General features: G+C 70.8%; 28 protein-coding genes. 13 read left to right on the top strand and 15 right to left on the bottom strand.

Annotated elements, in window-relative coordinates:
- Window positions 1-130: 130 nt before the first annotated feature.
- Together AB0F88_RS42635 and AB0F88_RS42630 are read right to left on the bottom strand one after the other, a co-directional pair.
- Window positions 131-1489: a hypothetical protein gene (locus tag AB0F88_RS42635; RefSeq protein ID WP_362697783.1), complete on the bottom strand. Its 1359-nt coding sequence runs from the start codon at window positions 1487-1489 to the stop codon at window positions 131-133.
- A 348-nt stretch (window positions 1490-1837) separates the two neighbouring features.
- Window positions 1838-3040: an NADP-dependent malic enzyme gene (locus AB0F88_RS42630; RefSeq protein WP_362697780.1), complete on the bottom strand. Its 1203-nt coding sequence runs from the start codon at window positions 3038-3040 to the stop codon at window positions 1838-1840.
- A gap of 291 nt (window positions 3041-3331) precedes the next feature.
- Between AB0F88_RS42630 and AB0F88_RS42625 the strand changes: the two genes are divergently transcribed.
- Window positions 3332-3862: a CGNR zinc finger domain-containing protein gene (locus tag AB0F88_RS42625; RefSeq protein WP_362697777.1), complete on the top strand. Its 531-nt coding sequence runs from the start codon at window positions 3332-3334 to the stop codon at window positions 3860-3862.
- A gap of 19 nt (window positions 3863-3881) precedes the next feature.
- Here AB0F88_RS42625 and sodX read toward each other — a convergent pair whose 3' ends face one another.
- Window positions 3882-4181 (bottom strand): nickel-type superoxide dismutase maturation protease, encoded by a 300-nt coding sequence (gene sodX / locus AB0F88_RS42620; protein ID WP_362697774.1) that lies wholly within the window; start codon window positions 4179-4181, stop codon window positions 3882-3884.
- Window positions 4182-4271: 90 nt separating this feature from the next.
- On the opposite strand from sodX, the gene sodN reads away from it, so the two are divergent.
- The 3 genes from sodN to AB0F88_RS42605 all read left to right on the top strand — a co-directional run bounded on the left by sodN (window position 4272) and on the right by AB0F88_RS42605 (window position 6241).
- Window positions 4272-4673: a superoxide dismutase, Ni gene (sodN, locus tag AB0F88_RS42615; RefSeq protein WP_362697771.1), complete on the top strand. Its 402-nt coding sequence runs from the start codon at window positions 4272-4274 to the stop codon at window positions 4671-4673.
- Window positions 4674-5051: 378 nt separating this feature from the next.
- Window positions 5052-5444, top strand: a complete 393-nt coding sequence (locus tag AB0F88_RS42610; RefSeq protein WP_037972535.1) for an anti-sigma factor — start codon at window positions 5052-5054, stop codon at window positions 5442-5444.
- Between the two features lie 17 nt (window positions 5445-5461).
- On the top strand, window positions 5462-6241 hold the full coding sequence (locus AB0F88_RS42605; RefSeq protein ID WP_362697768.1) for an RNA polymerase sigma factor SigF: 780 nt from the start codon (window positions 5462-5464) through the stop codon (window positions 6239-6241).
- Here AB0F88_RS42605 and AB0F88_RS42600 read toward each other — a convergent pair.
- Entirely contained in the window at window positions 6238-6633 is a 396-nt protein-coding gene (locus AB0F88_RS42600; protein WP_362697766.1) for a hypothetical protein, read from the bottom strand. The two genes, AB0F88_RS42605 and AB0F88_RS42600, sit on opposite strands and share 4 nt — an antisense overlap.
- A 78-nt stretch (window positions 6634-6711) precedes the next feature.
- Between AB0F88_RS42600 and AB0F88_RS42595 the strand changes: the two genes are divergently transcribed.
- Together AB0F88_RS42595 and AB0F88_RS42590 are read left to right on the top strand one after the other, a co-directional pair.
- Entirely contained in the window at window positions 6712-7671 is a 960-nt protein-coding gene (locus AB0F88_RS42595; RefSeq protein WP_362697763.1) for a diacylglycerol kinase family protein, read from the top strand.
- 280 nt (window positions 7672-7951) lie between these two features.
- A complete protein-coding gene (locus AB0F88_RS42590) occupies window positions 7952-8206 on the top strand; it encodes a WhiB family transcriptional regulator (RefSeq protein ID WP_362697760.1) in 255 nt (84 codons plus the stop codon).
- Window positions 8207-8384: 178 nt separating this feature from the next.
- Here AB0F88_RS42590 and AB0F88_RS42585 read toward each other — a convergent pair whose 3' ends face one another.
- Window positions 8385-9848 (bottom strand): histidine kinase N-terminal domain-containing protein, encoded by a 1464-nt coding sequence (locus AB0F88_RS42585; protein WP_362697757.1) that lies wholly within the window; start codon window positions 9846-9848, stop codon window positions 8385-8387.
- 68 nt (window positions 9849-9916) lie between these two features.
- Here AB0F88_RS42585 and AB0F88_RS42580 point away from each other — a divergent pair, with 68 nt between their 5' ends.
- The 5 genes from AB0F88_RS42580 (at window position 9917) to AB0F88_RS42560 (ending at window position 15544) form a co-directional block, all read left to right on the top strand.
- Window positions 9917-11077, top strand: a complete 1161-nt coding sequence (locus tag AB0F88_RS42580) for an 8-amino-7-oxononanoate synthase (protein ID WP_362697754.1) — start codon at window positions 9917-9919, stop codon at window positions 11075-11077.
- Complete coding sequence (locus tag AB0F88_RS42575) at window positions 11074-11793, top strand: GntR family transcriptional regulator (protein ID WP_362697751.1); 720 nt, start codon at window positions 11074-11076, stop codon at window positions 11791-11793. The genes AB0F88_RS42580 and AB0F88_RS42575 overlap by 4 nt, the downstream gene beginning before the upstream one ends.
- 87 nt (window positions 11794-11880) lie before the next feature.
- Window positions 11881-12603 carry a dethiobiotin synthase gene (gene bioD, locus AB0F88_RS42570; protein ID WP_362697748.1) on the top strand — a complete coding sequence of 241 codons (723 nt, stop codon included), beginning with the start codon at window positions 11881-11883 and terminating at the stop codon, window positions 12601-12603.
- Between the two features lie 43 nt (window positions 12604-12646).
- Entirely contained in the window at window positions 12647-13642 is a 996-nt protein-coding gene (bioB, locus tag AB0F88_RS42565) for a biotin synthase BioB (protein WP_362697745.1), read from the top strand.
- A 249-nt stretch (window positions 13643-13891) separates the two neighbouring features.
- A complete protein-coding gene (locus AB0F88_RS42560) occupies window positions 13892-15544 on the top strand; it encodes an acetolactate synthase (RefSeq protein ID WP_362697742.1) in 1653 nt (550 codons plus the stop codon).
- A 101-nt stretch (window positions 15545-15645) separates the two neighbouring features.
- On the opposite strand, the gene AB0F88_RS42555 is transcribed toward AB0F88_RS42560, so the two are convergent.
- Both AB0F88_RS42555 and AB0F88_RS42550 read right to left on the bottom strand, forming a co-directional pair.
- Window positions 15646-17400, bottom strand: coding sequence for a serine/threonine protein kinase (locus AB0F88_RS42555; protein ID WP_362697739.1), 1755 nt, complete (start codon window positions 17398-17400; stop codon window positions 15646-15648).
- Window positions 17401-17724: 324 nt separating this feature from the next.
- Window positions 17725-17907, bottom strand: coding sequence for a hypothetical protein (locus AB0F88_RS42550; protein WP_362697735.1), 183 nt, complete (start codon window positions 17905-17907; stop codon window positions 17725-17727).
- Between the two features lie 24 nt (window positions 17908-17931).
- Between AB0F88_RS42550 and AB0F88_RS42545 the strand changes: the two genes are divergently transcribed.
- Window positions 17932-18330: a hotdog domain-containing protein gene (locus AB0F88_RS42545; protein WP_362697733.1), complete on the top strand. Its 399-nt coding sequence runs from the start codon at window positions 17932-17934 to the stop codon at window positions 18328-18330.
- Here AB0F88_RS42545 and AB0F88_RS42540 read toward each other — a convergent pair.
- The 6 genes from AB0F88_RS42540 to AB0F88_RS42515 form a co-directional block, all read right to left on the bottom strand.
- The gene (locus AB0F88_RS42540) at window positions 18320-18532 is read right to left on the bottom strand and encodes a biotin/lipoyl-binding carrier protein (protein ID WP_362697730.1); all 213 of its coding nucleotides are present in this window, start codon (window positions 18530-18532) and stop codon (window positions 18320-18322) included. The two genes, AB0F88_RS42545 and AB0F88_RS42540, sit on opposite strands and share 11 nt — an antisense overlap.
- A gap of 172 nt (window positions 18533-18704) precedes the next feature.
- Complete coding sequence (locus AB0F88_RS42535) at window positions 18705-19985, bottom strand: HD domain-containing phosphohydrolase (protein WP_362697727.1); 1281 nt, start codon at window positions 19983-19985, stop codon at window positions 18705-18707.
- On the bottom strand, window positions 19982-21337 hold the full coding sequence (locus tag AB0F88_RS42530; RefSeq protein WP_362697724.1) for an HD-GYP domain-containing protein: 1356 nt from the start codon (window positions 21335-21337) through the stop codon (window positions 19982-19984). The genes AB0F88_RS42535 and AB0F88_RS42530 overlap by 4 nt, the downstream gene beginning before the upstream one ends.
- Window positions 21338-21632: 295 nt before the next feature.
- Window positions 21633-22577, bottom strand: coding sequence for an NAD-dependent epimerase/dehydratase family protein (locus AB0F88_RS42525; RefSeq protein ID WP_362697721.1), 945 nt, complete (start codon window positions 22575-22577; stop codon window positions 21633-21635).
- Between the two features lie 51 nt (window positions 22578-22628).
- Window positions 22629-22895: a mycothiol system anti-sigma-R factor gene (rsrA, locus tag AB0F88_RS42520; protein ID WP_362697718.1), complete on the bottom strand. Its 267-nt coding sequence runs from the start codon at window positions 22893-22895 to the stop codon at window positions 22629-22631.
- A gap of 64 nt (window positions 22896-22959) precedes the next feature.
- Complete coding sequence (locus AB0F88_RS42515; protein ID WP_362697715.1) at window positions 22960-23565, bottom strand: sigma-70 family RNA polymerase sigma factor; 606 nt, start codon at window positions 23563-23565, stop codon at window positions 22960-22962.
- 288 nt (window positions 23566-23853) lie between these two features.
- Here AB0F88_RS42515 and AB0F88_RS42510 point away from each other — a divergent pair, with 288 nt between their 5' ends.
- Window positions 23854-24591: a methyltransferase domain-containing protein gene (locus AB0F88_RS42510; RefSeq protein WP_362697712.1), complete on the top strand. Its 738-nt coding sequence runs from the start codon at window positions 23854-23856 to the stop codon at window positions 24589-24591.
- 159 nt (window positions 24592-24750) lie between these two features.
- Here AB0F88_RS42510 and AB0F88_RS42505 read toward each other — a convergent pair whose 3' ends face one another.
- Window positions 24751-25089, bottom strand: a complete 339-nt coding sequence (locus tag AB0F88_RS42505) for a TraR/DksA C4-type zinc finger protein (RefSeq protein WP_362697709.1) — start codon at window positions 25087-25089, stop codon at window positions 24751-24753.
- 324 nt (window positions 25090-25413) lie between these two features.
- Window positions 25414-26151 (bottom strand): SOS response-associated peptidase, encoded by a 738-nt coding sequence (locus tag AB0F88_RS42500; RefSeq protein ID WP_362697706.1) that lies wholly within the window; start codon window positions 26149-26151, stop codon window positions 25414-25416.
- Window positions 26152-26324 lie beyond the last annotated feature (173 nt).

Below are 26324 nucleotides of genomic sequence, written 5' to 3'. Positions count from 1 at the left end.
AAGGGGCCCGGCACCAGCCGGGCCCCTTCGGCCATTCCCCACCGAAATCACTCATCGCCGGAAGCCACGCCCCACCGGAAACGCTCGTCCGGCCCCTGCCGGAAGGTCTCCGGTGAGACCTCCCGGCCGCTCAGGCGGGATTGAGCTCCCCGACCCGCTCGTTCAGCTCCACCACCGGCCGCTCGGCGGCGTGGGGATCGAGCCGCCGCCGCAGGTCGGCGACGTACGACCGGGTCCTGGCCGACTCCAGGCCCTTCGCCAGCTCCAGCGCCTCCACCGCGACGGAGCAGGCCTCCTCCAGCTCCTCCGAGGCGAGCAGCCCGGCCGAGAGCAGCGACAGGTTGAACATCCGCCCGCGCACGTAGCGCCCGTCCATCTCCAGCGAGCGTCTGGCGTGCCGTACCGTCCCCGGCCCGTCGCCCAGGTCGCGGAAGCAGTGCGCGAACTTCGCCGACAGGTAGGCCTCGTCGAAGTAGGAGATCCAGTCGGGCTCGTCGCCTGCCCGGCGCCGGTCGAAGGACAGCTCGGCCTCGTGCAGGGAGCTCGCGCACGCCTCCCTGTCGTCCAGCGCCGCGTGCGCGTGGGCCTCCAGCACGTGGGTCTCGGCCAGCAGGGCGAAGATCCCGGCCCGGCGGGCGGAGAGCTGGGCGGCCCTGGCCAGGTCGAGCGCGTGGGCGGGTTGTCCTATATATATGGCCTGGTGGCTCATCCCGGCGAGGATCTCGCCGCCGAGCCCGTGGTCGCCCGCCCCGCGCGCCAGGCGCAGCGCCTGGATCAGGTAGCGCTGGGCCAGGCCGTGCTGCTCCAGGTCGTAGGCCATCCAGCCGGCCAGCCGGGTCAGCTCGGCGGCGGCCGACGCCAGCGCCTTGCCGGTGTTCTCGGCGTACGAGCCGTCCCTGAGAAGAGGCGCCACCGCCGTGTCCAGATATTTCACGACAGCGGGGCGGACCCTCCCGCCGCCGAACCTGTTGTCCAGCTCGCCGAAGGACCGGGTGACCTCCCGGATCGCCGCGATGTCGTCCATGCCGACGCGCCGGGTGCCCCGCCCCTCGGGGCGGCCCTCCAGCGGAAGGGTCAGCCAGCGCACCGCTCCGGCGGACCCGGCCCCGATCGCGAAGGTGGAGTCGAGTAAGAACCTTCGTCTCTCCACGTCCCCGCGCCACAGTGCTGTCACGGTCGAGATTCCCTCCTGCCACGTGTGGTTGAACTCCTGCCCGAGGTCGAGAGGCGTCAGGACGGCAGGCAGGCCGAGATCCTCGGGACTCACGGCCCTGCCGAGCCGCAGCGCGAAGATCTCGGCGAGCAGCCCGGGGACCGGGTCCCTCGGCCGCTGGCCCGCGATCCAGCGCAGCACGGAACTGTGGTCGTACCTCAGACCGGACAGGCCGCGAGCCGCGCCGAGATCGTTGAGTCGCCGGGCCAGCCCCTTGTGGGTGAAGCCCGCCTCGGCGATGAGCCTCTGGAGTAGTCGGTTGGGCTCGCGTCTCATAGCTCCCCTCACCGCGAGGACCGTCTGCGTGCCGGCAGCGCGCATGGTCCGGTCGTGCGCGCACCGCTGCCTGATGCACACCTTACGCACATAGGTAACTGAGAGCTCTTTTTATAGCACGATCCGTGACGAATATCGGGGTTTCCGGAAAGCGCGAACGCCCCTCGCCGGTCGGGCGAGGGGCGTCCGTGGTCACGTGCCGGGTGGGCGCGGGATGATCATGGGAGTGGGCATGGGATGCACGATCGCGCCGGCGACCGTACGGAGGACTCACCGGCACGATCGCGCCGGCGACCGTACGGAGGAGTCACCCACCCCCGCGACGACCGGGGGCCGGGGAGGTGACCGCTAGAGGCGGGCGACCCCGTCGGCGCGGGCCTGCGCGGAGACGGCGGCGACGACCGCGGGGGCGACGCGCTCGTCGAACGGGCTGGGGATCACGCAGTCGGCCGACAGCTCGTCGTCCCCGACCACGGCGGCCAGCGCCTCGGCCGCGGCGACCTTCATGTTCTCGGTGATCGTGGTGGCGCGGACGTCGAGCGCCCCGCGGAAGACGCCGGGGAAGGCCAGCACGTTGTTGATCTGGTTGGGGAAGTCGGAGCGGCCGGTCGCGACCACGCGCGCGTACTTGCGCGCGATGTCCGGGCGCACCTCGGGCGTCGGGTTGGACAGCGCGAAGACGATCGAGTCCGGGGCCATCGACGCGATGGCCTCCTCCGAGACCGTCGAGCCCGACAGTCCGACGAACACGTCGGCCCCGGCCAGCGCCTGCTCGGTGGAACCGCGCAGGCCCGCCCTGTTGCTGTCGCGCGCCAGGGCCTCCTTCACCGGGTTGAGCCCGGCGCGGCCCTCGTGGATGAGGCCCTTGGAGTCGGCCACCGCGATGTCGCCGATACCCGCGTTGAGCAGGAACCGGCTGACCGCGATCCCGGAGGCGCCGGCGCCGGCGACCACGACGCGCAGCTCTCCCAGCGAGCGGCCGGTCAGCCGCGCGGCGTTCCTCAGCGCGGCCAGCGTGACGATCGCGGTGCCGTGCTGGTCGTCGTGGAAGACGGGGATGTCGAGGAGCTCGCGAAGGCGCGCCTCGATCTCGAAGCAGCGGGGCGCGCTGATGTCCTCGAGGTTGATCCCCCCGAAGGAGGGTGCGAGCCGGACGACCGTCTCGACCAGCGCGTCCACGTCGGTGCAGTCGAGGCAGAGAGGCACCGCGTCGACGTCGGCGAACTGCTTGAACAGCAGGGCCTTGCCCTCCATGACCGGCATGGCGGCGGCGGGCCCGATGTCCCCGAGGCCGAGCACGGCGGTGCCGTCGGAGACGACGGCGACCACGTTGGAGATCCAGGTGTAGTCCTTGGCCAGCTCGGGCTCCTCGGCGATCGCGCTGCAGACCCTGGCCACCCCCGGCGTGTAGGCGAGCGCCAGGTCGTCGGCGTCGCGGACCGGGACGGTGGAGCGGACCTCCAGCTTGCCCCCGCGGTGCAGGGCGAAGGCCGGGTCCAGATCGAGGGCTTCGAGGGCTTCGAGGGAGATGGAGGATGGCGTGACAGCCACAGCGACCCCTGTAGTTCAGTCAGACAGACGGATGTTTCCTTCGGAGGCGGCCGGAGGAAGCATGTCCCGGGCTTCGGTAGCCGCTCGGGACCTGCCCACTGAGCACGGTCGCCTGGAGGGGGTACGGGGGTCACCCGTTGCTCGATTGTGCCACATGTTGAGACTGCCGCCCGTGGAGAGAAGTCGCTCGCTGTCGCTCACAGTCGCTCACTTTCGCCGTCCCGGTGTTAACCTCACCACATCGTGTAATACTCAAAATCCATGCCGCCTCTTACATCGACGGATCCCCAGATGGACCTGACCTCCTACGCGGAGCTGGCCGTACTACTGATCAACAGCCCCGACCGGCTGACCGGCCTCGACGGGCTGCGCCTGCTCCTGGAAGAGGGCGGCCGCTACCGGCCCGGCTGCCGCATCACCAGGAGCGACCTGGAGGCCCTGCGCGACCTGCGCGAGGAGCTGATGATCGTGTTCGAGACCGCCGAGGCGGGCGACGAGGAGGCGGTGGTCGACCGGCTCAACTCGCTGCTGATCCACCACCCCGTCCAGCCGCAGATCTCCGGTCACGACGGCGAGCGCTGGCACCTGCACCTCACCGAGGGCGGCCGGATGGCCGACCAGTACGCGGTGGGCGCGGTGATGGGACTCGCCACCATGATCACCGACCTCGGCGTCGACCGGCTCGGCCTCTGCCAGGCGCCGCCCTGTCGCAGGGCCTACCTCGACACCTCCTCCAACCGGTCACGCCGCTACTGCTCGGAGCGGTGCGCCAGCCGGGCCAACGTCGCCGCCTACCGGGCCCGCCAGAAGGTCGTCCAGTAAGCGGGGGACGTCCAAGGCCCTACGCCAGCCAGAGAGCCGGCCAGTAGCGCAGCACCACCCTGCCGACGATCGACGACGGCGGCAGCGCCCCGAAGTCCCAGCTGTCGCGCCGGCCGGAGGCGCGCTGGTTGTCGCTCTCCAGCCACCAGCCGTCGTCCGTCTCCCACGCGGCGCGCTTGACGATGAGCACGGCGGGATCGGACGGCAGCCGGGCGACGACCAGGTCCCCCGGCCGCACGGCCGCGCCGCGCCGTACCCAGAGCCAGTCGCCTGGCCGCAGCGCGGGCAGCATCGACTCACCTGCGACACGGACTCTCATGGAGCGTAACCCCCTCCCACGCGGGCATTCGGAGACGAGTAAGGTCGTTAACCGGACCATTCTGAACCCGGCATCAAGGAAGGATTTCCGATGCTCGCACGACTTATGCGCCCCAAGCACATCGCCTCGGCGCACTGCGACCTGCCCTGCGGTGTGTACGACCCGGCCCAGGCCCGCATCGAGGCCGAATCCGTCAAGGCCATCATGGAGAAGTACGCCGGAAACGAGGACCCGGTGTTCCGCGCCCGCGCGCTCTCCATCAAGGAGGAGCGGGCCGAGCTGGTCAAGCACCACCTGTGGGTGCTGTGGACCGACTACTTCAAGCCCCCGCACCTGGAGACCTACCCGCAGCTGCACCAGCTGTTCTGGGAGGCCACCAAGCTCGCGGGCGCGGCCGGCGGCAAGGGCACGGTCGACGTCGCCAAGGCCGACGAGCTCCTCGGCAAGATCGACGACATCTCCAAGATCTTCTGGGAGACCAAGGCCGCCTAAAACCCTCACAACGATCTCGTGATGGGGCGCCGGTAGTCCGGATCAAGGAAACGTCCCCGGGACACCACCTTGATCCGGATCGGGGTCCGCGCGGACGTGCCGCCGCCGGCACGTCGCCCGGGCCGCGATGTCTCGACCCCGCCTGACAGGCCGGATCCCGGCGCGCTGGAGCCGCCCCGGCCCGGGGCCGGGTCGCGACGCGCCGGAGCCACCATAAGTACAGTGCCCCTTTTGCGTATCTTCAGGGGTTCTTGACGGTGGCAAATCGCCTCGATCGCGAGTCCAAGCGGGCCAACCACCGTCCCAGGGCTGTAGGTTGCAGTCAGCGACTCTGCGAGGAGGAACGTGACCGAACACACCGAGGCGCCCGCGGTCGGCATGGGCGGGATCCGTGACGTGGTGAGCGTCCGGCTGCCGGCGACGAGTGCCTATCTGTCCGTGCTGCGTACGGCGACAGCCGCGCTTGCCGTACGGCTGGACTTCACGCTGGACGAGATCGAGGATCTTCGGATCGCGGTCGACGAGGCGTGTGCGATGTTACTGACCCAGGCCGTTCCCGGCACCGATCTGACTGCCGAGTTCGAGCTCACCGGGCAGCTGATGAAAGTGCGGGTCGAGGTCAGCACGGTGGGAAGCACCCCTCCCAAGCGCGACGACTTCGCGTGGATGGTGCTCACCGCCCTGGCTGACGATGTGGATGCCGTAACCGACTCCCCCGACCGTATGGCGATCGTCCTCCGCAAGCGCCGAGGCGCGGCGAGGCCGGCGTGACGGAAAGGACTCGTGCCATGGCCGCCAGCGACCACGCGGTGCCCGACCGGGTGCGTGCGCGCCTGCTCTTCGCGGAACTGGTGGAGTTGACCGCCGACGACCCGCGACGCCAGCGCATCCGCGACGAGCTCGTCGAGCTCCACCTCCCCCTCGTCGAATACCTCGCCCGCCGGTTCCGTAACCGGGGCGAGTGGCTGGACGACCTCACCCAGGTCGCGACCATCGGACTGATCAAGTCGATCGACCGCTTCGATCTCGGCCGCGGGGTGGAGTTCTCCACCTACGCGACCCCGACGATCGTGGGCGAGATCAAACGCCACTTCCGCGACAAGGGCTGGGCGGTCCGCGTGCCGCGCCGGCTGCAGGAGCTCAAGCTCTCGCTCACCAAGGCGATCAGCGAGCTCTCCCAGCGGGAGGGGCGCGCGCCGACCGTGGCCGAGCTGGCCGCGTTCCTGAAGATGAGCGAGGAGGAGGTGCTCGAGGGGCTGGAGTCGGCCAACGCCTACTCCACGGTCTCCCTCGACGCGCCCGACTCCGGCGACGACGACGCGCCGGCGGTGGCCGACTCCCTCGGGATCGTGGACGACTCCCTGGAGGGCGTCGAGTACCGCGAGTCGCTCAAGCCCCTGCTGGAGCGGCTGCCTCCGCGCGAGAAGCGGATCCTGCTGCTGCGTTTCTTCGGCAACATGACGCAGTCCCAGATCGCCACCGAGCTCGGCATCTCGCAGATGCACGTGTCCCGGTTGCTGGCCAGGACCCTCGCTCAGCTCCGTGAGGGTCTGACCGTCGACGACTAGCCGGACGGCCGGTCCTGGTCCCCGTAGAGGGCTTGCGTCGTCGGCGGGGACAGCAGCGCGACCAGTCCGACCACAGCGAGGGCGATCAGCGAGAAGCCGATCACCCGCTGGTCGGACTGGATCAGCGTGACCGATACCGGGATGGCGAAGATCTGCGTCAGCACGCCCGGGCTCCGCGCCCACCGCTCCGAGTGGATCATTCCCCAGCCGACCCAGAGCAGGGCGGCGCCGACGATGATCCCGAACGCGGCGACGGCGATCGAGCTCATCAGGTCCGACGGCCGGCCGATCACCGTCTCCACGCCGGCGTAGCCGCCGAGGAGCAGGGCGGTCGCGCCTTCCAGCGCCATGACGGCGGCGGCGACGGTGAGGGTCAGCGGGCGGTTCGGCACGGAGCCAACCCTATCGCCGGGTACGGTCGCCCGCCTCTTCGCCGCCTCGGCCCGGTTTCCGGCGGATACGCTGAGGCCATGCGCGCGATGCTCCTGGTGAATCCGAAGGCGACGACGACCAACCAGCGAACCAGGGACGTTCTCATCAGGGCGCTGAGCGCGACGATGAACCTGACCGTCGAGGAGACCGGATACCGGGGGCACGCGACACAGCTCTCCCGCAAGGCGCACGCCTCCGGCTACGACGCGGTGGCCGTGCTGGGTGGTGACGGCACCATCAACGAGGCGGTGAACGGGCTGCTCGACCCGGTGGACGGCAAGGCGGGCGACGAGGGCAGCTCGGCCGACCGGCCCGCGCTGCTGGCGATCCCCGGCGGCAGCGCCAACGTCTTCGCGAGGGCCCTGGGCCTGCCGAACGACCCGGTGGAGGCGATGGGGGCGATCCTGGAGGCGATCCGCGACGGCCGGAGGCGGACCGTCGGGCTCGGCCAGGCGATCTGGGATGACCACAGTAGGTATTTCACGTTCTGTAGCGGCCTGGGGTACGACGCCGAGGTGATCAGGGCGGTCGAGGGGATGCGGGGCACCGGCCGCAAGGCCACGCCCACCCGCTATGTGAACACCGCGTTGCACCACTACCTGTCGACCGACAAGCGCCACCCGCCGATGACCGTGGAGGGTCCGGAGGTGCCGCGGACCGGCGGCATCTTCATGGCCGTCGTCTCCAACACCTCCCCGTGGTCGTTCATCGGCCCGCGGCCGGTCTCCCCGACCCCGTGGGCGAGCTTCGAGACCGGGCTCGACCTGCTGGGCCTGCAGCGCCTCGGCCTGCCCTCCATGCTCCAGCTGATGCCCCAGATCCTCGGCGCCCGCGACACCCTGCCGACGGGCCGCCACCTGGTGCAGCTGCACGACGAGAAGGAGTTCACCCTGAGTTCCAGGCGCCCGGTGGCGTTCCAGCTGGACGGGGACTACCTGGGGGAGGTCGAGCGCATAACGTTCCGGTCTATCCCCGACGCGTTACAGGTCTTGGTCTGATCGGTTACGTACGGCCTGTGTGACGCATCCGACATCCATTTCGGGTAAAACGTTCTCCCAAACCTCTTGCGTGTACTAAGCGTGGCTGACAATCTCAGGATTGACGTCGGAACGTAGGACCTTTGAGCGACCACCTCGCTCCCAGGTCACCGGCGATCAAGCGGACAGACCCCCGACCCGAACCACGGACCGGGGAACCGTTCGCGCTGGTTAGTGAAACTCTTCACAAAGTGAGCCGCTGGAGCCGACGCAAGGGCTCCTCATACGAAGGAGTGGACGCATGGACTGGCGCCACAACGCTGCCTGCCGTGACGTGGACCCCGAGCTGTTCTTCCCGATCGGCAACACCGGCCCCGCCCTGATGCAGATCGAGGAAGCCAAGCAGGTCTGCAACACCTGCAGCATCAGCGAAGCGTGTCTGAAGTGGGCGCTGGAGTCCGGGCAGGACGCCGGAGTCTGGGGCGGCCTGAGCGAGGACGAGCGACGCGCTCTCAAGCGCCGCACGGCCCGTGCCCGCACCCGCACGAGCGTCTGAAACCGAAGCCCCACCTGATCATCTCGAAGAGACCCGCTTCCGTACGGGCCTTCGAACCGGCCGCCACACCGGGACATCGCGGTGAGAACGCTCCTTCCCGGCCCCCTCTCTCCTCGGGCCGGGCGACGGGCACGCCCCGCGGCGAGGGCGTGACCTGACGCCGTTCCCCCTCCCCCGCTCAGATCGCGGGGAGGGGAATGCTCAGGCTCACCTCGGTCCCGCCGCCCTGGCGCGGCTCGATGGCGAGCCGCCCGGACAGCTCGCTCACCACCAGGGTCCTGACGATCTGCAGGCCGAGGCTGGTGGTCCGGTCGAGATCGAAGTCCTCGGGCAGCCCGCTGCCGTCATCGGACACGATCACGTCCAGCCGCTCGGCCCCCCGTGACACGATCACCTGCAGCCTGCCCTGGCGCTGTGCCAGCCCGTGCTGGACCGCGTTCTGCAGCAACTCGGTGAGAACCATCGCCAGCGGCGTCGCGACCTCCGAGCGCAACACCCCGAACGTCCCGACGCGAAGCGGCACCACCTGCGTCTCCGGGGCCGCGACCTCTCCCGTCATCGCGATCACCCGGTCGGCGATGTCGTCGAAGTCGACCTGTTCCTCGGGCGTGTGGGAGAGCGTCTCGTGCACGATCGCGATCGACCCGACCCTGCGCACCGCCTCCTCCAGCGCCTCCCTGCCCTCCGGCAGCTGCATCCGCCTGGCCTGGAGCCGCAGCAGCGCGGCCACCGTCTGCAGGTTGTTCTTCACCCGGTGGTGGATCTCCTTGATGGTGGCGTCCTTGGTCATCAGCTCCCGCTCGCGGCGCCGCAGCTCGGTCACGTCCCTGATGAGCACCAGCGCGCCGATCCTCCCGCCGCCGACGACCAGCGGGATCGCCCGCAGCTGCACGACCGTGCCGCCCGACTCCACCTCCGTCTCCCTGGGCTCCCGCCCGCTCGCGACGAGCATCAGGTTCTCGTTGATCGGCTCGTCGGAGTAGCAGAGCGTCGCGGTCGTACGGCCCAGCTCCGCGCCGACCAGGTCGGCGTTGAGGCCCAGCCGCCGGTAGGCCGACAGGGCGTTCGGCGAGGCGTACGTGACGCGGCCCGCCCGGTCGAGCCGGAGCAGGCCGTCGCCGACCCTCGGCGAGCGGACCAGGATCGGCTCGGCGCCGGAGAACGGGAAGCGGCCCTCGGCCACCATCTGGGCCAGGTCGGAGGCGCTCTGCAGGTAGGTCAGCTCCAGCCTGGAGGGAGTGCGCGCGGAGGACAGGTTCGTCGAGCGCTGGATGACGCCCAGGAAGTGGTCGGCCCGCCGCACCGGGATGGTCTCCTCGCGGACCGGCACCCCGCTCGACCAGTCCGGATCGCCCTCGCGGCAGATGCGCCGCTCGTTCCAGGCCGTCTCCAGGAGCGGCCGCTCCCCCTTGGCCGCCGTCATCCCCACGATGTCGTCGTGATAGACCGTCGGCCCCGTGGTGGGTCTCATCTGCGCGATCGCGATCCAGCCGGAGCCCTCCTTCAGCGGGATCCACAGGATCAGGTCCGCGAAGGAGAGGTCGGCGAGGAGCTGCCAGTCGGAGACCAGCGAGTGCATCCACTCCAGGTCCGCATCGTCGAGCGCGGTGTGACGGACCGCCAGGTCGCTTAGAGTCGGCACCCGTGCATCATGCGTTCTTTGCAGGCCCGAACGCGAATCGGGTGAGTCCGGCTGGAAAGATGCCGCTTATGGAGCAGACCCCCGACCCGCTGGCCCGGTTCCGCACGGCGGCGGCCACGAGGGAGGCGGCAGGGCTGCGGCGGGTCCTGCGCGCCCGCACCCCCGACGACGACGGCCTGATCGACCTGGCCTCCAACGACTACCTCGGTCTGGCCAGGGACGAGCGGCTGGTCGAGGCGGCCGTGGCGGCCACGCGGGACTGGGGTACCGGCTCCACGGGTTCCCGCCTGGTCACGGGCTCCACGGCCCTCCACGCGCGCCTGGAGACGCGCCTGCGCGCCTTCGCCGGAGCGCAGGGCGCCCTGGTCTTCTCCTCCGGCTACCTGGCCAACCTGGCCGCCGTCGCCGCCCTGGGCAGGGGCGCCCTGGTGGTCTCGGACGCGGGCAACCACGCGTCGATCGTGGACGCCTGCCGGCTGTCGCGCTCGCGGGTCGTGGTCACCCCGCACAAGGACGTGGCGGCCGTGGAGAAGGCGCTGGCCGGCCGGGACGAGGAGCACGCGATCGTGGTCACCGACGCGGTCTTCTCCGTGGACGGCGACCTCGCCCCGCTCCCGGAACTGCACGCGGCGGCGGTGCGGCAGGGCGCGCTGCTGGTCGTCGACGAGGCCCACTCGATCGGGGTCGTCGGCGCCCGCGGGCAGGGCGCGGTGCACGCCGCCGGGCTCGCGGCCGAACCGGGCGTTGTGAGAACGATCACACTGTCCAAATCCCTGGGATCGCAGGGCGGGGCCGTGCTGGGCGCGCCCGAGGTGATCCAGACCCTCGTCGACACGGGACGCTCGTTCATTTTCGACACCGGATTGGCACCGGGCAGCGTTGCGGCGGCACTCGCCGCCGTCGATATCCTTCACCATCAGCCCGAACTGCCCGGACGCGTGCGAACCAGGGCGAGGGAGCTGGCCGCGACGGCCCGCGATCTCGGCCTGGAGACCGGCGATCCGGCGGGTGCGGTCGTCCCCATCGTGCTCGGCCCACCCGAGACCGCGCTTCGGGCCGCCCTCATCTGCGCGGAACACGGGGTGCGCGCCGGATGCTTCCGGCCGCCCTCGGTGCCGGTCGGCCGCTCTTGTCTGCGGTTGACGGCGCGGGCCAATCTGAGTTCCGATGATCTAACGGTGATCCGGGGTGCACTCACCGCCGTGGCCGAGATGAAGGTGACCATGTGAGCGACGACTCCCCGAGGATCCCGAAGTACTACGACGTCAAACGCAGCCTGCTCGCCCTCACCAAGAGCCTGCCCGCGGGCAGCGCCCTGCCTCCGGAGCGGGCCCTCGCGGTCCGCTTCGAGACGTCGCGCACGACCGTGCGCCAGGCCCTGTCCGAGCTCGTGGTCGAGGGCCGCCTGGTGCGCATCCAGGGCAAGGGGACGTTCGTCGCGCAGCCCAAGGTCGCCCAGGTCCTCCAGCTGACCTCCTACACCGGGAACCTGAGGACCGCCGGCCTCGAACCCGACACCAAGATCCTCGACACCAGTTACGTCACCGCCGACGAGCCGCTGGCCCGCCGCCTGGCCATCAACGCCGGTGGCCGCGTCCTGCGCATCCACCGCCTGCGCCTGGCCAACGGCGAGCCGATGTCGATCGACACCACCCACCTGTCGGCCCGTCGCTTCCCCCGCCTCAGGCGGGAGCTCGAGGTGCACTCCTCGCTGTACGAGACGCTGTACAACGCGTACAACGTGCGGCTGACCGACGCCGAGGAGATCATAGAGACCGTGCTGGCCACCCCGTACGACGCGCAGGTGCTCGGCGTCGACGTCGGCCTGCCGATGCTCCTGCTCACCCGGCACGCCTTCGACGCGGACGGCAACCCGGTCGAGTGGGCCCAGTCCCTGTACCGGGGAGACCGCTACAAGTTCGTCACCCGCCTGCGCCGCCCCTGACCCGGCCTGTCCCCTGACACCCACGACGGCGTCGGGCCGCGCGGGCGCACGCGCCCGCGCCGGGCCCGCCCGCCTAAGGTGAGCCGGGTGAGCATTCTCGTGGTCACCGGGACCGACACCGGGGTTGGGAAGACGATCGTCACCGCGGCGGTGGCCGCGCTCGCCAGGGAGCGGGGCTCCTCGGTGGCGGTGGTGAAGCCCGCGCAGACCGGGGTGTCCGGCGTCGAGCCGGGCGACGTGGACGACGTCATCCGGCTGTCCGGGGTACGCACGACCTTCGAGCTGGCCAGGTACCCCGCCGCGCTGTCCCCTGCCGCGGCGGCGCGCCTGTCCGGCCTGCCGCCGGTCTCCGTCACGCGGGCGGCGGCCCGGATCAAGGAACTGGCCGACTCGCACCGGCTGGTGATCGTCGAGGGGGCGGGCGGGCTGCTCGTCCGCTTCGACGAGGAGGGGGCGACCCTCGCCGACCTCGCCCGGGCGCTCTCGGCCCAGGTGCTCGTGGTGACCAGGGCCGGGCTGGGCACGCTCAACCACACCGCGCTGACGCTGGAGGCGATGGCCCACCGGGGGCTGGAGCCCGCCGGAGTGGTGATCGGCTCCTGGCCGGCCGAGCCCGGCCTCGCCGAGCGGAGCAACGTGGCGGACCTGGAGATGCTGGCCGCCCGGCCGCTGGCGGGCGCCGTCCAGGAGGGGGCCGGGTCTCTGGAGCGCGACGCCTTCACCCGCGCGGCCCGCGCGGGACTGGGCTCGGCGCTGGGTGGCGGCTTCGACCCCGCTTCCTTCCGCGCCACCCTTAGGCTTTCCCCGTAGCCGGAGCCGCGGAGTTCTTCCTTCTCCACGCTGGAGGTATTTGATGAGCGACATCCTCGAGATCGCTCGGGCCCAGGTGCTGGAGGAGGGACGCGGCCTCGACGCGGCGCAGGCGCTGCGCTGCCTGGAGCTGCCCGGCGACCGCCTGGCCGAGCTGCTGGCCCTCGCCCACGAGGTGCGGATGAAGTGGTGCGGCCCGGAGGTGGAGGTCGAGGGGATCGTCTCCCTCAAGACCGGCGGCTGTCCGGAGGACTGCCACTTCTGCTCGCAGTCGGGGCAGTTCACCTCCCCGGTCCGCGCCGTCTGGCTGGACATCCCCTCACTGGTCGAGGCCGCCAGGGAGACCGCGGCGACGGGAGCCACCGAGTTCTGCATCGTGGCCGCCGTACGGGGCCCGGACCGGCGATTGATGGACCAGGTCCGCCAGGGTGTGAAGGCGATCCGCGAGGCGGTCGACATCAACGTCGCGTGCTCGCTGGGCATGCTCACCCGGGAGCAGGTGGACGAGCTGGCCGAGATGGGCGTGCACCGCTACAACCACAACCTGGAGACCGCGAGGTCGCACTTCGGGAAGGTCGTCACCACCCACACCTGGGAGGAGCGCTGGGACACCTGCCTGATGGTGCGCGAGGCCGGGATGGAACTGTGCTGCGGCGGCATCGTGGGCATGGGCGAGTCGCGGGAGCAGCGCGCCGAGTTCGCCGGGCAGCTCGGCGAGCTGGCGCCCGACGAGGTCCCGCTGAACTTCCTCAACCCGCGTCCCGGCACCCCCTTCGCGTCCTTCCCGCTGCTGGAGGGGTCGGAGGCGCTGCGGACGATCGCCACCTTCAGGCTCGCGCTGCCCCGCACGATCCTGCGCTACGCGGGGGGCCGCGAGCTGACCCTGGGCGACCTGGGCACCCGTGACGGCATGCTCGGCGGCATCAACGCGATCATCGTGGGCAACTACCTGACCACCCTGGGCCGTACGGCCGAGGCCGACCTCGGCCTGCTGGCGGACCTCAGGATGCCCATCAAGGCGCTCTCCGACACCCTCTGAACCCCGCGCGAGGGCTCCTCGTGAGAGACGCGAGGAGCCTCGCGCGCCGGCGGTCGTCCCGGCGGGCCCGCGCTCCGGCCCGTACCCGATCCCCCGCCGGTCCCGTACGGCCCGCGCGGGCTCGCCACCAGGTGTTGCGCGGCCTATTTCCGGATAGACGCGATATGCGACGGCCGCATTAGGCGAAGGGATCTGGGCAGGGAGAACAATCCCTGTCCGGCTAAGTGACTGACTGGTAGGTTGCGCGATATGGAGTCTCCCAAGCACGCAGGTGACATAGCGGTCGCCGTCTCCAAGGCATACGGCATCGAGACCATGTTCACCCTGTCCGGCGGGCACGTCTTCCCGCTCTACGACGGTGCGGTCCACGAGGGCATGCCCATCCTGGACGTCCGCCACGAGCAGAGTGCCGTCTTCGCCGCCGAGGCGACCGCGCGGCTGACACGCAAACCCGGGCTGGCCGTGCTCACCGCGGGCCCCGGCATCACCAACGGCGTCAGCGGGGTGGCCACCGCGCACTTCAACGGATCCCCCGTGGTGGTCATGGGAGGCCGTGCCCCGCAGTCGCGCTGGGGGTCGGGCGCGCTGCAGGAGATCGACCACCCGCCGCTGTTCGCGCCCATCACCAAGCTGGCCTTCACCGGCTCCGGCGCCGACTCCGTCGCGCAGGACGTGGAGATGGCCTTCCGCACGGCCCTCGCCCCGCACCGCGGCCCCGTCTTTCTCGACTTCCACATGGACCACCTCTTCTCGGCCGCGCCCGCGCTCGAGGAGGCCCCCGAGACGCTGACCCCGTCGCCGCTGGAGCCCGACCCCGACGCGCTGGCCGCGATCGCCCAGCTGATCGCCGAGGCCCATCACCCGGTGCTGGTGCTCGGCTCGGACGTGTGGATGGACCGCGCCGAGGAGGTCGCCAGGAGCTTCGTCGAGGAGTACCGCCTGCCGGTCATCCCCAACGGCCAGGGCCGCGGCATCCTGCCCGCCGGTCACGAGCTGCTGGTCACCCGGGCCAGGGGGATGGCGTTCTCGCAGGCAGACCTGGTGATCGTGGCGGGCGCCCCGATCGACTTCCGCCTCGGCTACGGCTGGTTCGGCGGCAAGGACGGCGCCCCGCTCGCCAAGGTCGTGCACCTGGCCGACGCGCCCTCGCAGCTGACCACGCACATGGACCCCGCGGCCGTCGCCGCCGGCGACCTCTCGCTGCTCTTCTGGAGCCTCGGCGCGGCCTGCGCCAACGCGGGCGTCTCCCCCAAGAACTACGCGCCCTGGGTGACGCAGCTGTCCGAGGCCGCCTCGGCCGCCATCGCCGCCGACACCGCCCTGCTGGAGTCCGCGTCCGACCCGATCCACCCGATGCGGATCTACGGGGAGCTGAGCAGGATCCTCGCCGACGACGCCGTGGTGATCGGCGACGGCGGCGACTTCGTCTCGTACGCGGGCAAGTACGTCGAGCCGCGGCAGCCGGGCAACTGGCTCGACCCGGGCCCGTACGGCTGCCTGGGCACCGGCCTGGGATACGCCATCGCCGCCAGGATCGCCCGTCCCTCCTCGCAGGTGGTGCTGCTGCTCGGCGACGGCGCGGCCGGCTTCTCGCTGATGGACGTCGACACGCTCGTGCGACACCGCCTGCCCGTCGTGATGATCTGCGGCAACAACGGCATGTGGGGCCTGGAGAAGCACCCCATGCAGATGCTCTACGGCTACGACGTGGCCGCCGAGCTGCAGCCGCAGTGCCGCTACGACCAGGTGGTGACCGCCCTCGGCGGCGGCGGCGAGCTCGTCACCGACCCGTCGGAGATCGGCCCGGCCCTGCGCCGCGCGTTCGACTCCGGCATCCCCTACATGGTCAACATCGCCACCGACCCCTCGGTCGCCTACCCCCGGCACACCACGGGCATCTAGGAGAGCGCCACCGGGCTCGCGCACGGGGACCGGAAGGTCCGCGGCGCGAGCCGGTCGTCACCTCGCGGGACCGGAGCTCGCCGGTCCTCACCTTGCGGGATTCAGGGCTTGCCGGTCGGCGTCGGGGTGGGCGTCGGGCAGTCGGCGATGGCGACGATGATCTCCACCGGCTTGGACGGATCCCACATCGTGCCTCCGCCCGGGTTGGACTCGACGATCTGGGTGCAGTCCTCCGGCTTGACGTCGGCGCTGTAGGAGACCGTCACCTTGAAACCCGCCTGCTTGAGCGTCGCGCTCGCCGTCTCCGGCTTCATGCCGACGGTGTTCGGGACACTCTTCTTCGGCTTCGGCTTCGGAGTCGGGCTCGGCGTGGGGGTGGGAGTCGGTTTCGGCGTCTTCGTCGCCGCCGTCGGGGTGGGAGTCGGTGACCCCTCATCCGGAGTGGGCTTCGGGGTGGGCCGGTTCTGTGACGGGCGCGACACTCTCGGAGTGGCCGTCGGCGTCTTGCGGGGCGGCTTCGTCCCGGACACCTTCGACGGCTTGCCGGCGCTGGGCGTGGCCGCCGGGTACCTCATGGGATCGGTGTTCGACGTCTGCCCGGTGGCCGCCATCCCGTTGATCGCCACCGCCACGAGGCCCGCGCATATCACGGCCGCGACCGCCGACGCCACGACCAGCCCGCTCTTGCTCCGCGGCTTCTGCGCGGCACGGCGACCACGGCCCTGCGCGCCCGCCTCGACGGCAGCTCCGGCTCCCGCCGTCGGCGCGGTGGAGTGCTGCGAGCCCCCCTGCCAGCTGCCGGTCGGCGCCTGCGATCCCTGCCAGTTTCCCGTCAGCGCCTGGGCGTCCTGCCAGCTGCCGGTGGGGGCCTGAGCGCCCTGCCAGCCCGTCTGCGGCGTGGCCGACCCCTGGCCCTGCTGCCAGCCGGTCTGCCCCTGCGGGCCCGGCTGGGGGACCTGCGCCTGCCATCCGGTCCCCGGCGGCTCGGCCTGCTGCGCGGACGCCGACAGCGTGTCGCCGCCCTCCGCGCCGAAGGCCGCCTGCCTGGCGGCGGCGCTCATGGCCGCGGCGCTGGGGAAGCGACGGGCCGGATCCTTGGCGAGGGAGCGCTCCACAAGCGCGCGAACCGCGGGCGGGACGTCCGGCGGCAGCGGCGGCGGCGTCTCGCGGATGTGCTTGAGCGCGATGGTGACGGGCGTGTCGCCGTCGAACGGGCGCTGCCCGGCCAGGCACTCGTACGCCACCACGCCCAGCGCGTAGATGTCCACGGCGGGCGTGACGGGCGCGCCCTCGGCCTGCTCGGGCGCGCAGTAGGCGGCGGTGCCGAGCACCATGCCCGCGTCCGTCAGCCGGCTGGCGGTGTCGGACCTGGCGATGCCGAAGTCGGTGAGCACGAGCGTGCCGTCCGAGCGCACCAGCAGGTTGCCGGGCTTGATGTCCCGGTGGACGATGCCCTGGTCGTGGACCGCCTGCAGTGCCGAGGCCGCCTGGGCGATGAGGTCCATCGCGGCCCCGGGGGCGACCCGTCGCAGCCGCCCGAGCAGGCGGTCGAGCGGCTCGCCGTCGACGAACTTCATCACCAGGTATGCCGTCGCCCCCGCGCCGGGCACCTCGTGAACCCCGTAGTCGTACACGTCGACGACCCCGGGGTGGTTGATCGTCGCCATCGCCCGGGCCTCACCCTGGAAGCGAACCAGGAAGCCCGGATCGTCCGTACGGCCCGGGAGCAGCACCTTTACGGCGACAGTGCGGGCCAGGACGATGTCCTCGCCCTTCCACACCTCGCCCATACCGCCGGCGCCGATGCGGGTGCTTAGGCGATACCGCCCCGCCAGCGTCGTGCCTTGGGCCACCATGACTCCCCCGTAACCCTCTCCACTCCTACCTCAGAGCTCTCAACAAAGCGCACCCGTATCGCGGCACCGTCACAGCGCTGTAACGAAACCCTGCATGCCGGATGGCTCACAAACGAGACGCGTGCCGTAGCATCGCACAAAATCTGACACTTTTGGGCGTACTTGCGCACCTTGCAGGCCCTTGCGTCCAGGGCCGCTCGGGAGTAACGCAGGAAACAGCCAACCCGGGTGCCACGGCGTCACCCCGAGATATCCGTGGCGCACTCCGTAAAACCCTACAAGGGTACGCAAAAAACACCTAAGCCGGGGTGAAACCGGCCGGTGTCAACCGCTCGTCGTGCCGTGCTCGGCGCAGCGCGCGGACCAGCCGCCGGGGGTCACCTGCACCACCATCCGGCGACGGCAGCGGGAACAGTAACGGGGCGGCTCCATCGCACGGGCCGCCAGGCACCCGGCGTGGTCGGCCTCGCCCTCCGGGCGCCCGCAGTGGTCGCAGTACGGGGTCACGGACCAGACCCTATGCTGACGCGCATGACGCTCGCTCCCGGTCTGCAGGCACGGCTTCTCATCATGGTGGAAGGGGAGGACACCGCGACGAAGGTCGGCAGCGGTGACGTGCCGGTGCTGGCCACTCCCCGCCTGCTCGCCTTCGCCGAGCGGGCCACCGTCCAGGCGGTCTCGGGCGCCCTGGCCCCGGGCCAGACCTCCGTGGGCACCCGGGTCTCCCTGGAGCACCTGGAGGCCAGCCCGATCGGCACGCACGTCGAGATCGCCGTCGAGCTCACCGAGGTCGACGGGCGCCGCCTGGTCTTCGGCTTCACCGCCCGCGACCGGAAGGCCGTCGTCGCCTCGGGAACGATCGAGCGCGTGGTCGTCGACCGCGAGCGCTTCCTCGCCCGGCTCGCCCGCGACGGCGGGACTACTCGATGACGGCGATCAGGTCGCCCTCCTGAATGACGTCTCCCTCGGCGACCTGCAGCTTGGTGATCACGCCGCCGTCCTCGGCGAGAACCGGGATCTCCATCTTCATCGACTCGAGGATGACCACGGGGTCGCCTTCCTCGACGGGGTCCCCCTCGGCCACGAGGATCTTCCAGACGTTCGCCACCATCTCGGCGCGGATCTCGGTCACCGGAGACTCCCATCGTTCAACGTTCCTCAACTGTGCCAGACGGAGCCGATCACGTCCGTATACGGGCCGCCAGTTCCGTGTCGCGGTTTCCTCCGGCGAACCCCGGCCGCTCCGGCGACCCGGCGTGGAACGGGGGAACCGCCTGGGCTCTCCCGCGTGGCCCGCGTGAGACCTAGAGACGGTGGATCGGGGCCAGTCTGTCGATCACCCGGGCCATCGCCTCCACGACCGTCGGGTCGTACTCCCGCCCCACGCCGAGCCGGAGCCGCTCCAGGGCGGCACCCGCCCGGTCGCGGTCGCTGGAACCACCGACGAGATCGTCGTAGGCGTTGGCCGCCTTGATGATGCGGCTGGCCATCGGAGGCTGCTCCGCGCAGGTGTCGCACTGGCGGCGGACGATCTCGGCCACCCTGTCCAGCACCCCGGTCTGCTTGATCACTTCCGCGCCCAGCTCGGCGATGCGCCGCGCCTGCTCGGGATCGGTGAGGACCGTGGCGCCGCCGGGAATGGGATCGCGCAACGACAGCTGGCCGATGTCGTGCATGAGCGCGGCGTACTCCAGCTCCAGCAGCTCGGGCTCCGCCGTGCCGAGCTCCCGCCCGACCGCCACCGACAGGCGGCTCACCCGGCGGGAGTGCCCCGGCTCGACGTATCCGCCGACCTCGGTGACCCGCGCGAGCGCCCGTACGGTCTGCAGGTAGGTCGCCCTGATCCCGGCGTACTTGCGGAAGGCGACCTGGGTGACCAGCAGCGGCGCGGCGAAGACCAGCAGCGCGGTCATGCCCATGCTGTGCGAGGCGAGCGCGAGCAGGATGCCCGAGGCGGCGACGGCGGCTCCCAGCGGCGCGGCCATCCACAGCTCGTCGTGGACGGCCACCTTGAGGGCGGCACGCACCTGCTCGGCCCGCAGCACGGCGGCCAGCAGCACGTCGACCACCACCATGAGCAGGATGAACAGGGCCATCACGCCGAGCGCGGGCCACCAGCCGCTCTCCCCGCCCCTGGCCAGGTCGTACAACGGCCCGGCCAGGGGCCGGTAGGCCAGCGCGAGCAGGGCGCCGGTGAAGAGCCTGCGCGCCATCCCGTCCAGCTGGGGCGGGCGACCCACCGCGAGGTGCGGCAGAGCCCCCGCGACCATGCCGGCCGCCAGCACCGCGACGACCTGCAGTGCCGAGTGCCGCGCGGGAACGCCGCCGATGTCCAGCAGGAGCGTGTAACCGAGCGCGGCCGCCGCGCCGATCGGCGCCACCTCCCTGTTGCCGGGCATGGTGAGCCTGGCCAGCTCCCCGATCGCGATCAGCGCACCGAAGGCGACGGCGATCTGGGGGTCGAGCAGGCCGGTCGCGGCCGTGTGGGCCACCCCGGCCACCGCCAGGAGACCCGCCGCGCAGATCAGCAGGAGCTGGCCCGAGTCGAGCGTCTGGAAAACCCGGTTGGCGCCGGAGCCGTTCATCGCTCGGACACCACCTGGATGGGCATGGTCGGGTCGTCGTGGTCCTTCGCCGTGGTCTCCGACACGTCGACCGGGGGTGTGACGACCGTGCGCGGCGGCTCCCAGCCGTCACGGTCGACGGCCTTGACGAACGCGACCACCATCACCGGGTCGAACTGGGTGCCGGCGCCCTTGCGCAGCTCGGCCATCGCCACCTCGCGCGAGCGGGCGTTGCGGTAGGAGCGGTCGGAGGTCATCGAGTCGAAGGCGTCGGCCACCGCGATGATCCTGGCGAACTCCGGGATCTCGTCGCCCGCCAGCCCCATCGGGTAACCCTTGCCGTCCTGCCGCTCGTGGTGGTGCATGATCCCGGCGAACGCCTCGTCCAGGAAGTCGATGCCGCGCACGATCTCCAGCCCGCGCATCGGATGGAGCTGGATGGCCGCGAACTCCTCCTCGCTGAGCGGGCCGTCCTTCTGCAGCACCTTGGTGGGCACGCCCAGCTTGCCGACGTCGTGCAGCATCCCGGCGTAGCGGATCGCGCGCAGCCGCTCGGACCCCATGCCGATCTCCTCGGCGATCATTCCGGCGGCCAGGGAGACGCGGGTGCAGTGGCCGCGCGTGTAGTAGTCCTTGGTCTCCACGGCCTGGCAGAGCGCGGCGATCGTCGCGTCGTACGAGCGCTGCTGCGCGAGATACTGGCCGAAGGCCCAGCGGGCCACGAAGAGCGGAAGCAGCACGAGCACCGCGGAGATCGAGCTGACCGTGGCCCACAGCCCGGCGATCAGCAGCCCGAAGGTGGCGTAGCCGAAGTAGGAGACCATGAACTGCGCCACGCCCCGCAACGGCACCTGGTCGGCCTGGCCGGTGAGCTTCAGCACGATCGCGATCAGGACGAAGTTGAGGGGTACGAAGACGGCCGCCGCGCCCGCGAACGGCACGATGATGGCGTCGAACCCATCGATGGTCGGCACCCCGGACCTGCCGCCGAGCCACACGTAGGCCCGGCCCGCGACGTAGCCGCAGATGGCGAACTGGGCGCTGTTGAACAGCCGCTTCACCAGCGGCAAACCGGGCCGCACGCTGAACATGGCCGTCATGCCGACCAGCGCCGCCCCCTCGGGGCCGAGCAGCACCACCGCGGCGAGCACGGCGGAGAAGCTGACCGACACCGCGGCCTGCCGGACGTGCAGCAGGGTGGGCACCGACTCGCACACCAGGAACAGCAGGGCCAGCACCATGAGGTTGGACCAGTCGAGCAGATCCAGCCGGCCGTCCTCGGCCACGTTGTATCCGAGCAGCGCGAACGCGGCTCCGATGACAAGGATCAAATAGACCTTGGCAAACCACGGCAGTCCACGCAAAGCGGCCACCCTAGTGTTCCTAAAGGGCGCGTGCTCAGGTCCAGGAAATCCCAGGAAAGACCGGGGTGACCGTTTCCTTTAACATGCGCTGCCTCCACGTCGATTTCGCACCCAGGCTATCGAAGCGAACCTGCCCAGGAGAGCGAGACGACCAATCGCAAGCAAAGCGTAATCAAGCAATCACCGGCCGCCATCGATGTCCGGGACCGCTCCAGGTCGCTTCGGGTCGCCTCGGGTCGCCTCGAAGGCCTGCGGCCTCACAGGCTCGGGGACCTGCGATCTCACAGGCTCGTGGCCTGCGGCCTCACAGGCTCGCGAGCCTGGCCCTCGCCCAGTCGACGGTGCTCTTCAGCCCGACGGCCAGATCCGTCTGGGGCCGCCAGCCGATCCCCTCGAACGCGGGGGCCGGGTCGACGGCCATCGCGGGGAGGTCGCCCAGGCGGGTGGGAGCCTCGCCCGGCTCGTCGGCGACCCCGGCCGCCTCCGCGACCAGGGAGTGCAGCCTCCGGTCGGTGGTCTGGACGCCGGTGCCCAGGTTGAAACGGCCGCCCCCGCCCTCGGTGCCGCAGGCGCGGGCGAAACCGTCCACCACGTCGTCGACGAAGATGTAGTCGCGGGTCTGGGAGCCGTCGCCGTACACCACCGTGGGAGTGCCGTTGAGCAGCGAGTCGGTGAAGATGGCGACCACTCCCGCCTCGCCGTCGGGCGACTGGCGCGGGCCGTAGACGTTGGAGAGCACCAGCGTGGTGTAGTCGATGCCGTGCAGCGCCTTGAACGTGGCCAGGTAGGTCTCCGCGCTCAGCTTGGAGGCGGCGTACGGGGAGCGCGGGTCGGTCGCCGCGCCGCCGGGGACCGGGATGACCGCCGGCCTGCCGTACACCGCGACCGAGGAGGCGAAGACGACCTTGCGGGTGCCTCCGTGGTGGGCCGCCGTCAGGACCGACGCGGTGCCCTCGACGTTGAGCCGGGCGTCGTGGACCGGGTCGGCCACGCTCTTGCGCACGCTGATCTGCGCGGCGAGGTGGCAAACGACCTCGGGCCTCCACTCGGCGGCCAGGCCGATCAGGGCCGGGTCGCGGATGTCCATCACGTGCAGGGCGAACAGGGGACTCTCCGCGGCGCGGACCAGGTTGCCCCGGTCGCCGCCCGACAGGTCGTCCACGACCATGACCTCGTGCCCGTCGGCCAGCAGCCGGTCGACGAGGGTGGATCCGATGAATCCCGCCCCGCCGGTCACGAGTATGCGCATGCTGAACCCCCATCGTCGTATGGCCAAGGCCGTACGAGAGATCCTAGGAGGTCAGTGGGCCAGTTCGGAGCGCACCTGGTCGATACGGCTGAGCACCTTGGCCCGGAGGTCGGCCGAGGCCTGGTCACAGCCGCAGTGCTTGGCGACGAGCTGCTTGACGACCTGCTCCAGGCCGTACTCCTCCAGGCAGGGGTGGCACTCGTCCAGGTGCTCGCGGATGTCGGCGCAGTTGCCCTCGTCGAGCTCGCCGTCCAGGTAGGTGTAGACCTTGTCCAGGACCTCGCGACAGTCGGTGTCGTGGGGGTCGCCGCAGCTCATGCGATCACCTGGCCCCAGGGCAGGGAGCCCGTGCCGGCGGGCTCGTCGTTCCTGTCTCGCTCGCTCACTTCGCACCCTCCGCGGGAACCAGGCCACGCTCGCGGGCGTAGTCCTCAAGTTGGGTCCGCAGCTGGCGGCGGCCACGGTGCAGCCGCGACATCACGGTCCCGATGGGGGTCCCCATGATGTCGGCGATCTCCTTGTACGGGAAGCCCTCGACGTCGGCGAGATAGACCGCGATGCGGAACTCCTCGGGGAGCGCGGCCAGCGCCCGCTTCACGTCGGTGTCGGGGAGGTGTTCGAGCGCCTCGATCTCCGCCGACTTCAGCCCGGCCGAGGTGTGCGACTCGGCCCTGGCCAGCTGCCAGTCCTCGATCTCCTCGGCGCCCGACTGCTTGGGCTCCCGCTGCTTCTTGCGGTAACTGTTGATGAAAGTGTTCGTCAGGATCCGGTAAAGCCAGGCCTTGAGGTTCGTGCCTTGCTGGAACTGGTGGAAGGACGCGAAGGCCTTCGCGAAGGTCTCCTGAAGAAGGTCCTCGGCGTCCGCGGGGTTCCGGGTCATCCGAAGCGCGGCGGAGTAGAGCTGGTCGAGATAGGGCATGACATCCCGCTCGAACCGTGTGCTCCGCTGCTCCAGAGTCTCCTCGTCTGTCGCAGGGACCTGACCCACCCCCTTAAGATCGCCGGAGTCCTGCTGACGCGGGACACCGTACTGAGCGGAGAATACCCGCTCGTCAGGGATAGGCCGATCACCGGGGCGGGTGACGGGTTCGATCAAGGCGAGCATCTGCTTGCCAACCTCCGAAAGGATCGTGCGTTGTCCGCTTGCAACACACCCGCACTGTCATCTGTTCCCGCAAGATAGAAGGTGACGAACGACCCGGTACGGGGAAAAAGAAGGTACGTACCGGTAGGTAGTTGAAAGACCACCGGATCCTCCCGACGCCAGGAGCTGCTTGTGCTGCCCATCCCGGCCGAAGAGCTGAACGGCTCAGGTGCGCTCGGGCCGTACTGGACCTTTTACCACGCGGTCGTGGCCGAGCAACTGAGCCGATGGCTGCCGGAAACCCCGTCCACCGTCCTCGACATGTCCTGCGGCGACGGCCGCTGGGCCGTCCAGGCGGCGAAGGCGGGACACCGGGTGATAGAGGTGGTCGACTTCCGCAGGCCCGCGAACGGCCAGCCGCTGCACGACATCTCCAAGGTCAGCCAGGTACGCGCCGACGACCTTCGCTTCCTGCCCGACTGCAGCGTGGACGCCGTGCTCGCCGAGGAGCGCGCGATGTCGGTGGAGCTCATGGCCGAATCCGCGATCGGCGACGTCGCCCGGGTCCTGCGTCCCGGTGGCCGGGCGCTGGTCTGCGTCGACTCCCTGGTGCTGGGGATGGCGATCCTCGCCGAGCAGAACTACTGGGCCCATCTGCGCCAGACCGGCGAGGTCATGCTCGTGCCCTGGCCCGACGGCAGCATCACCCGGTGCTTCAGCAGCGCCCAGCTGCGCGAGCTGCTCACCGACGCCGGGCTGGAGGTCGAGTGGATACGACCCCGCACGGTGCTGTCCCCCTCCACGGTCGACCACGTGCTCGCCTCCGACTCCCGGGCGCTCGCCTGGCTGGTCAACACGGAGCTGGACGCCCACCCGGACGACGACGACACGGTGGGCATCCACCTGGTGGCCAGCGCCCGGCGCCCCTGAGGCGCGACTCCCGGGCGGGCCTGTGATCCCCGGCGGCGCCCGCCGCCGGGGCGGCTCCTGCCCCGCGTCCCCGCTCCGGACACCGGGCGGGGCCGGCGCCCGCACCGACGCGGGCCGCGGCTCGCGCCCCGGCCCGGATGGCCCGGATGCCGAGCGGGGTCAGCGCCTGCGCTCGCGCCGGGACTGGCACGGCACGCAGCGGGCCGCCTCCGGCCGCGCCTCCAACCTGCTCTCGGGAACCGGCGCGCCGCAGTCCGCGCAAAGGCCGTAACCTCCCTCGTCCATCCGTCTGAGCGCCTCCAGCACCGAGCGCCGGTGCCGGGTGGCCACCTCCAGCAGGGCCCGGTTGCGATCGGAGTCGGTCAGGTCGGAGCCGGCGTCGGCCGGGGACCGATCCCGTTCCCGTACGGCGGGGGAGTCCCCGCGAAGCACTCCGATGGACCGGTCGAGTTCGGCGAGCATGCTCTTCAGGCGCTCGCGCGCGGTCGCGACATCCACGAATCCGCACCTCCGGGAAGCCGGGGCGGCCTGTGTGGGGATCCCCGACTCTCCCGTCAGGCGCAAAAAAGGGGGCTCTGTGACGGCGACCTCGTGACCTTGTCATCGCATCGAGTGACCTTGTCATCGCATCGATACGCCACTCCGTCACGAGGAATCGCTTTCCTCACCGGATGCCCACTTGGCGAAAGTTTTACACCGGATCACCCGGCGCTTTCGGAAGGGGGTGGCCGCCCCCTCGCCCTGGATCCAGCGCCCGGTCGTCACCCTCGCCCCGCGGCCTCGGATCACCCGGCGCTTGCGAGGAGGCGCCCGGCCGTCGCCCTACGCCTCCTTCATCGGCTCGACGAGCTCCGGGCTGTTGTTGCGCACCGAGTTGACGGCGGTGGAGACCGGATGGATCTCCAGGCCCGTGGAACCCGCCGGGATCAGGAACCCCTGCGCGTCGGGCACCCCGGGGTCGAGCCACTCGCCCCAGCGGTCGCGCTCGATCAGCATCGGCATCCGGTCGTGGACCCTGCCCGCCTCGTCCACGGCGTCGGTCGTGATGATCGTGCAGGTCACCAGCCAGGAGAGCGGGTCGTCGTCGGCCCGGCCCCGGTCCCGCCAGAACTCGTACAGTCCCGCCATCGCCATCACGCCACCGTCGGCGGGGCGGACGAAGTAGGGCTGCTTCTTCGGCTTCCCCTTGGCGTCCTTCTCGTCCAGCACGGCCCACTCGTAGTAGCCGTCGGCCGGGATCAGGCACCTGCGCTCGACGAACGCCTTGCGGTAGGCGGGCTTCTCCGCCACCGTCTCCACCCGCGCGTTGATCATCTTCGAGCCGATGGACGGGTCCTTCGCCCAGGCCGGGACCAGCCCCCAGCGGACCACGCGAAGCTGCCTGACCGGCCGGCCGTCCGGCTCGGCCTTCGGCACCCGGCTCATCACCGCGTACACCGGTTTCGTGGGCGCGACGTTGTAGTCGGGCCTGAGTTCCTCGTCGGCCGCTCCGTCGAGCTCGACCTGGAACTCCTCCAGCAACTCCTGCTTGGCCCGCGCAGATGCGTATCTTCCGCACATATCTCCACTTTCCCACGCCACGACACGCCGGGGAGTCCCCAACCCCATTTTTCGATCTTCCCGCGCCCTGCCGACGGTATCTCCGGGTGTCGCGGTGACGACGCTTTTACCCGGCCTGCCCGGCTCCTCACCTCATCGATCACGCGGACCCTTCCGTGCCCGGGCACGGAAGG

Origin of the sequence: Streptosporangium sp. NPDC023963, from assembly GCF_040639135.1 — a bacterium.
Lineage (GTDB): Bacteria > Actinomycetota > Actinomycetes > Streptosporangiales > Streptosporangiaceae > Streptosporangium.
This window is presented reverse-complemented; position numbering and strand designations above follow the sequence as displayed.

Excerpts from the sequence above, each read along its gene's own strand:
- AB0F88_RS42635 (WP_362697783.1), bottom strand. The coding sequence starts at position 1,489 with ATGAGACGCGAGCCCAACCGACTACTCCAGAGGCTCATCGCCGAGGCG.
- AB0F88_RS42625 (WP_362697777.1), top strand. The coding sequence starts at position 3,332 with ATGGACCTGACCTCCTACGCGGAGCTGGCCGTACTACTGATCAACAGC.
- sodX (WP_362697774.1), bottom strand. The coding sequence starts at position 4,181 with ATGAGAGTCCGTGTCGCAGGTGAGTCGATGCTGCCCGCGCTGCGGCCA.
- sodN (WP_362697771.1), top strand. The coding sequence starts at position 4,272 with ATGCTCGCACGACTTATGCGCCCCAAGCACATCGCCTCGGCGCACTGC.
- AB0F88_RS42610 (WP_037972535.1), top strand. The coding sequence starts at position 5,052 with ATGGGCGGGATCCGTGACGTGGTGAGCGTCCGGCTGCCGGCGACGAGT.
- AB0F88_RS42605 (WP_362697768.1), top strand. The coding sequence starts at position 5,462 with ATGGCCGCCAGCGACCACGCGGTGCCCGACCGGGTGCGTGCGCGCCTG.
- AB0F88_RS42595 (WP_362697763.1), top strand. The coding sequence starts at position 6,712 with ATGCGCGCGATGCTCCTGGTGAATCCGAAGGCGACGACGACCAACCAG.
- AB0F88_RS42590 (WP_362697760.1), top strand. The coding sequence starts at position 7,952 with ATGGACTGGCGCCACAACGCTGCCTGCCGTGACGTGGACCCCGAGCTG.
- AB0F88_RS42580 (WP_362697754.1), top strand. The coding sequence starts at position 9,917 with ATGGAGCAGACCCCCGACCCGCTGGCCCGGTTCCGCACGGCGGCGGCC.
- bioB (WP_362697745.1), top strand. The coding sequence starts at position 12,647 with ATGAGCGACATCCTCGAGATCGCTCGGGCCCAGGTGCTGGAGGAGGGA.
- AB0F88_RS42560 (WP_362697742.1), top strand. The coding sequence starts at position 13,892 with ATGGAGTCTCCCAAGCACGCAGGTGACATAGCGGTCGCCGTCTCCAAG.
- AB0F88_RS42555 (WP_362697739.1), bottom strand. The coding sequence starts at position 17,400 with ATGGTGGCCCAAGGCACGACGCTGGCGGGGCGGTATCGCCTAAGCACC.
- AB0F88_RS42545 (WP_362697733.1), top strand. The coding sequence starts at position 17,932 with ATGACGCTCGCTCCCGGTCTGCAGGCACGGCTTCTCATCATGGTGGAA.
- AB0F88_RS42535 (WP_362697727.1), bottom strand. The coding sequence starts at position 19,985 with ATGAACGGCTCCGGCGCCAACCGGGTTTTCCAGACGCTCGACTCGGGC.
- AB0F88_RS42525 (WP_362697721.1), bottom strand. The coding sequence starts at position 22,577 with ATGCGCATACTCGTGACCGGCGGGGCGGGATTCATCGGATCCACCCTC.
- rsrA (WP_362697718.1), bottom strand. The coding sequence starts at position 22,895 with ATGAGCTGCGGCGACCCCCACGACACCGACTGTCGCGAGGTCCTGGAC.
- AB0F88_RS42500 (WP_362697706.1), bottom strand. The coding sequence starts at position 26,151 with ATGTGCGGAAGATACGCATCTGCGCGGGCCAAGCAGGAGTTGCTGGAG.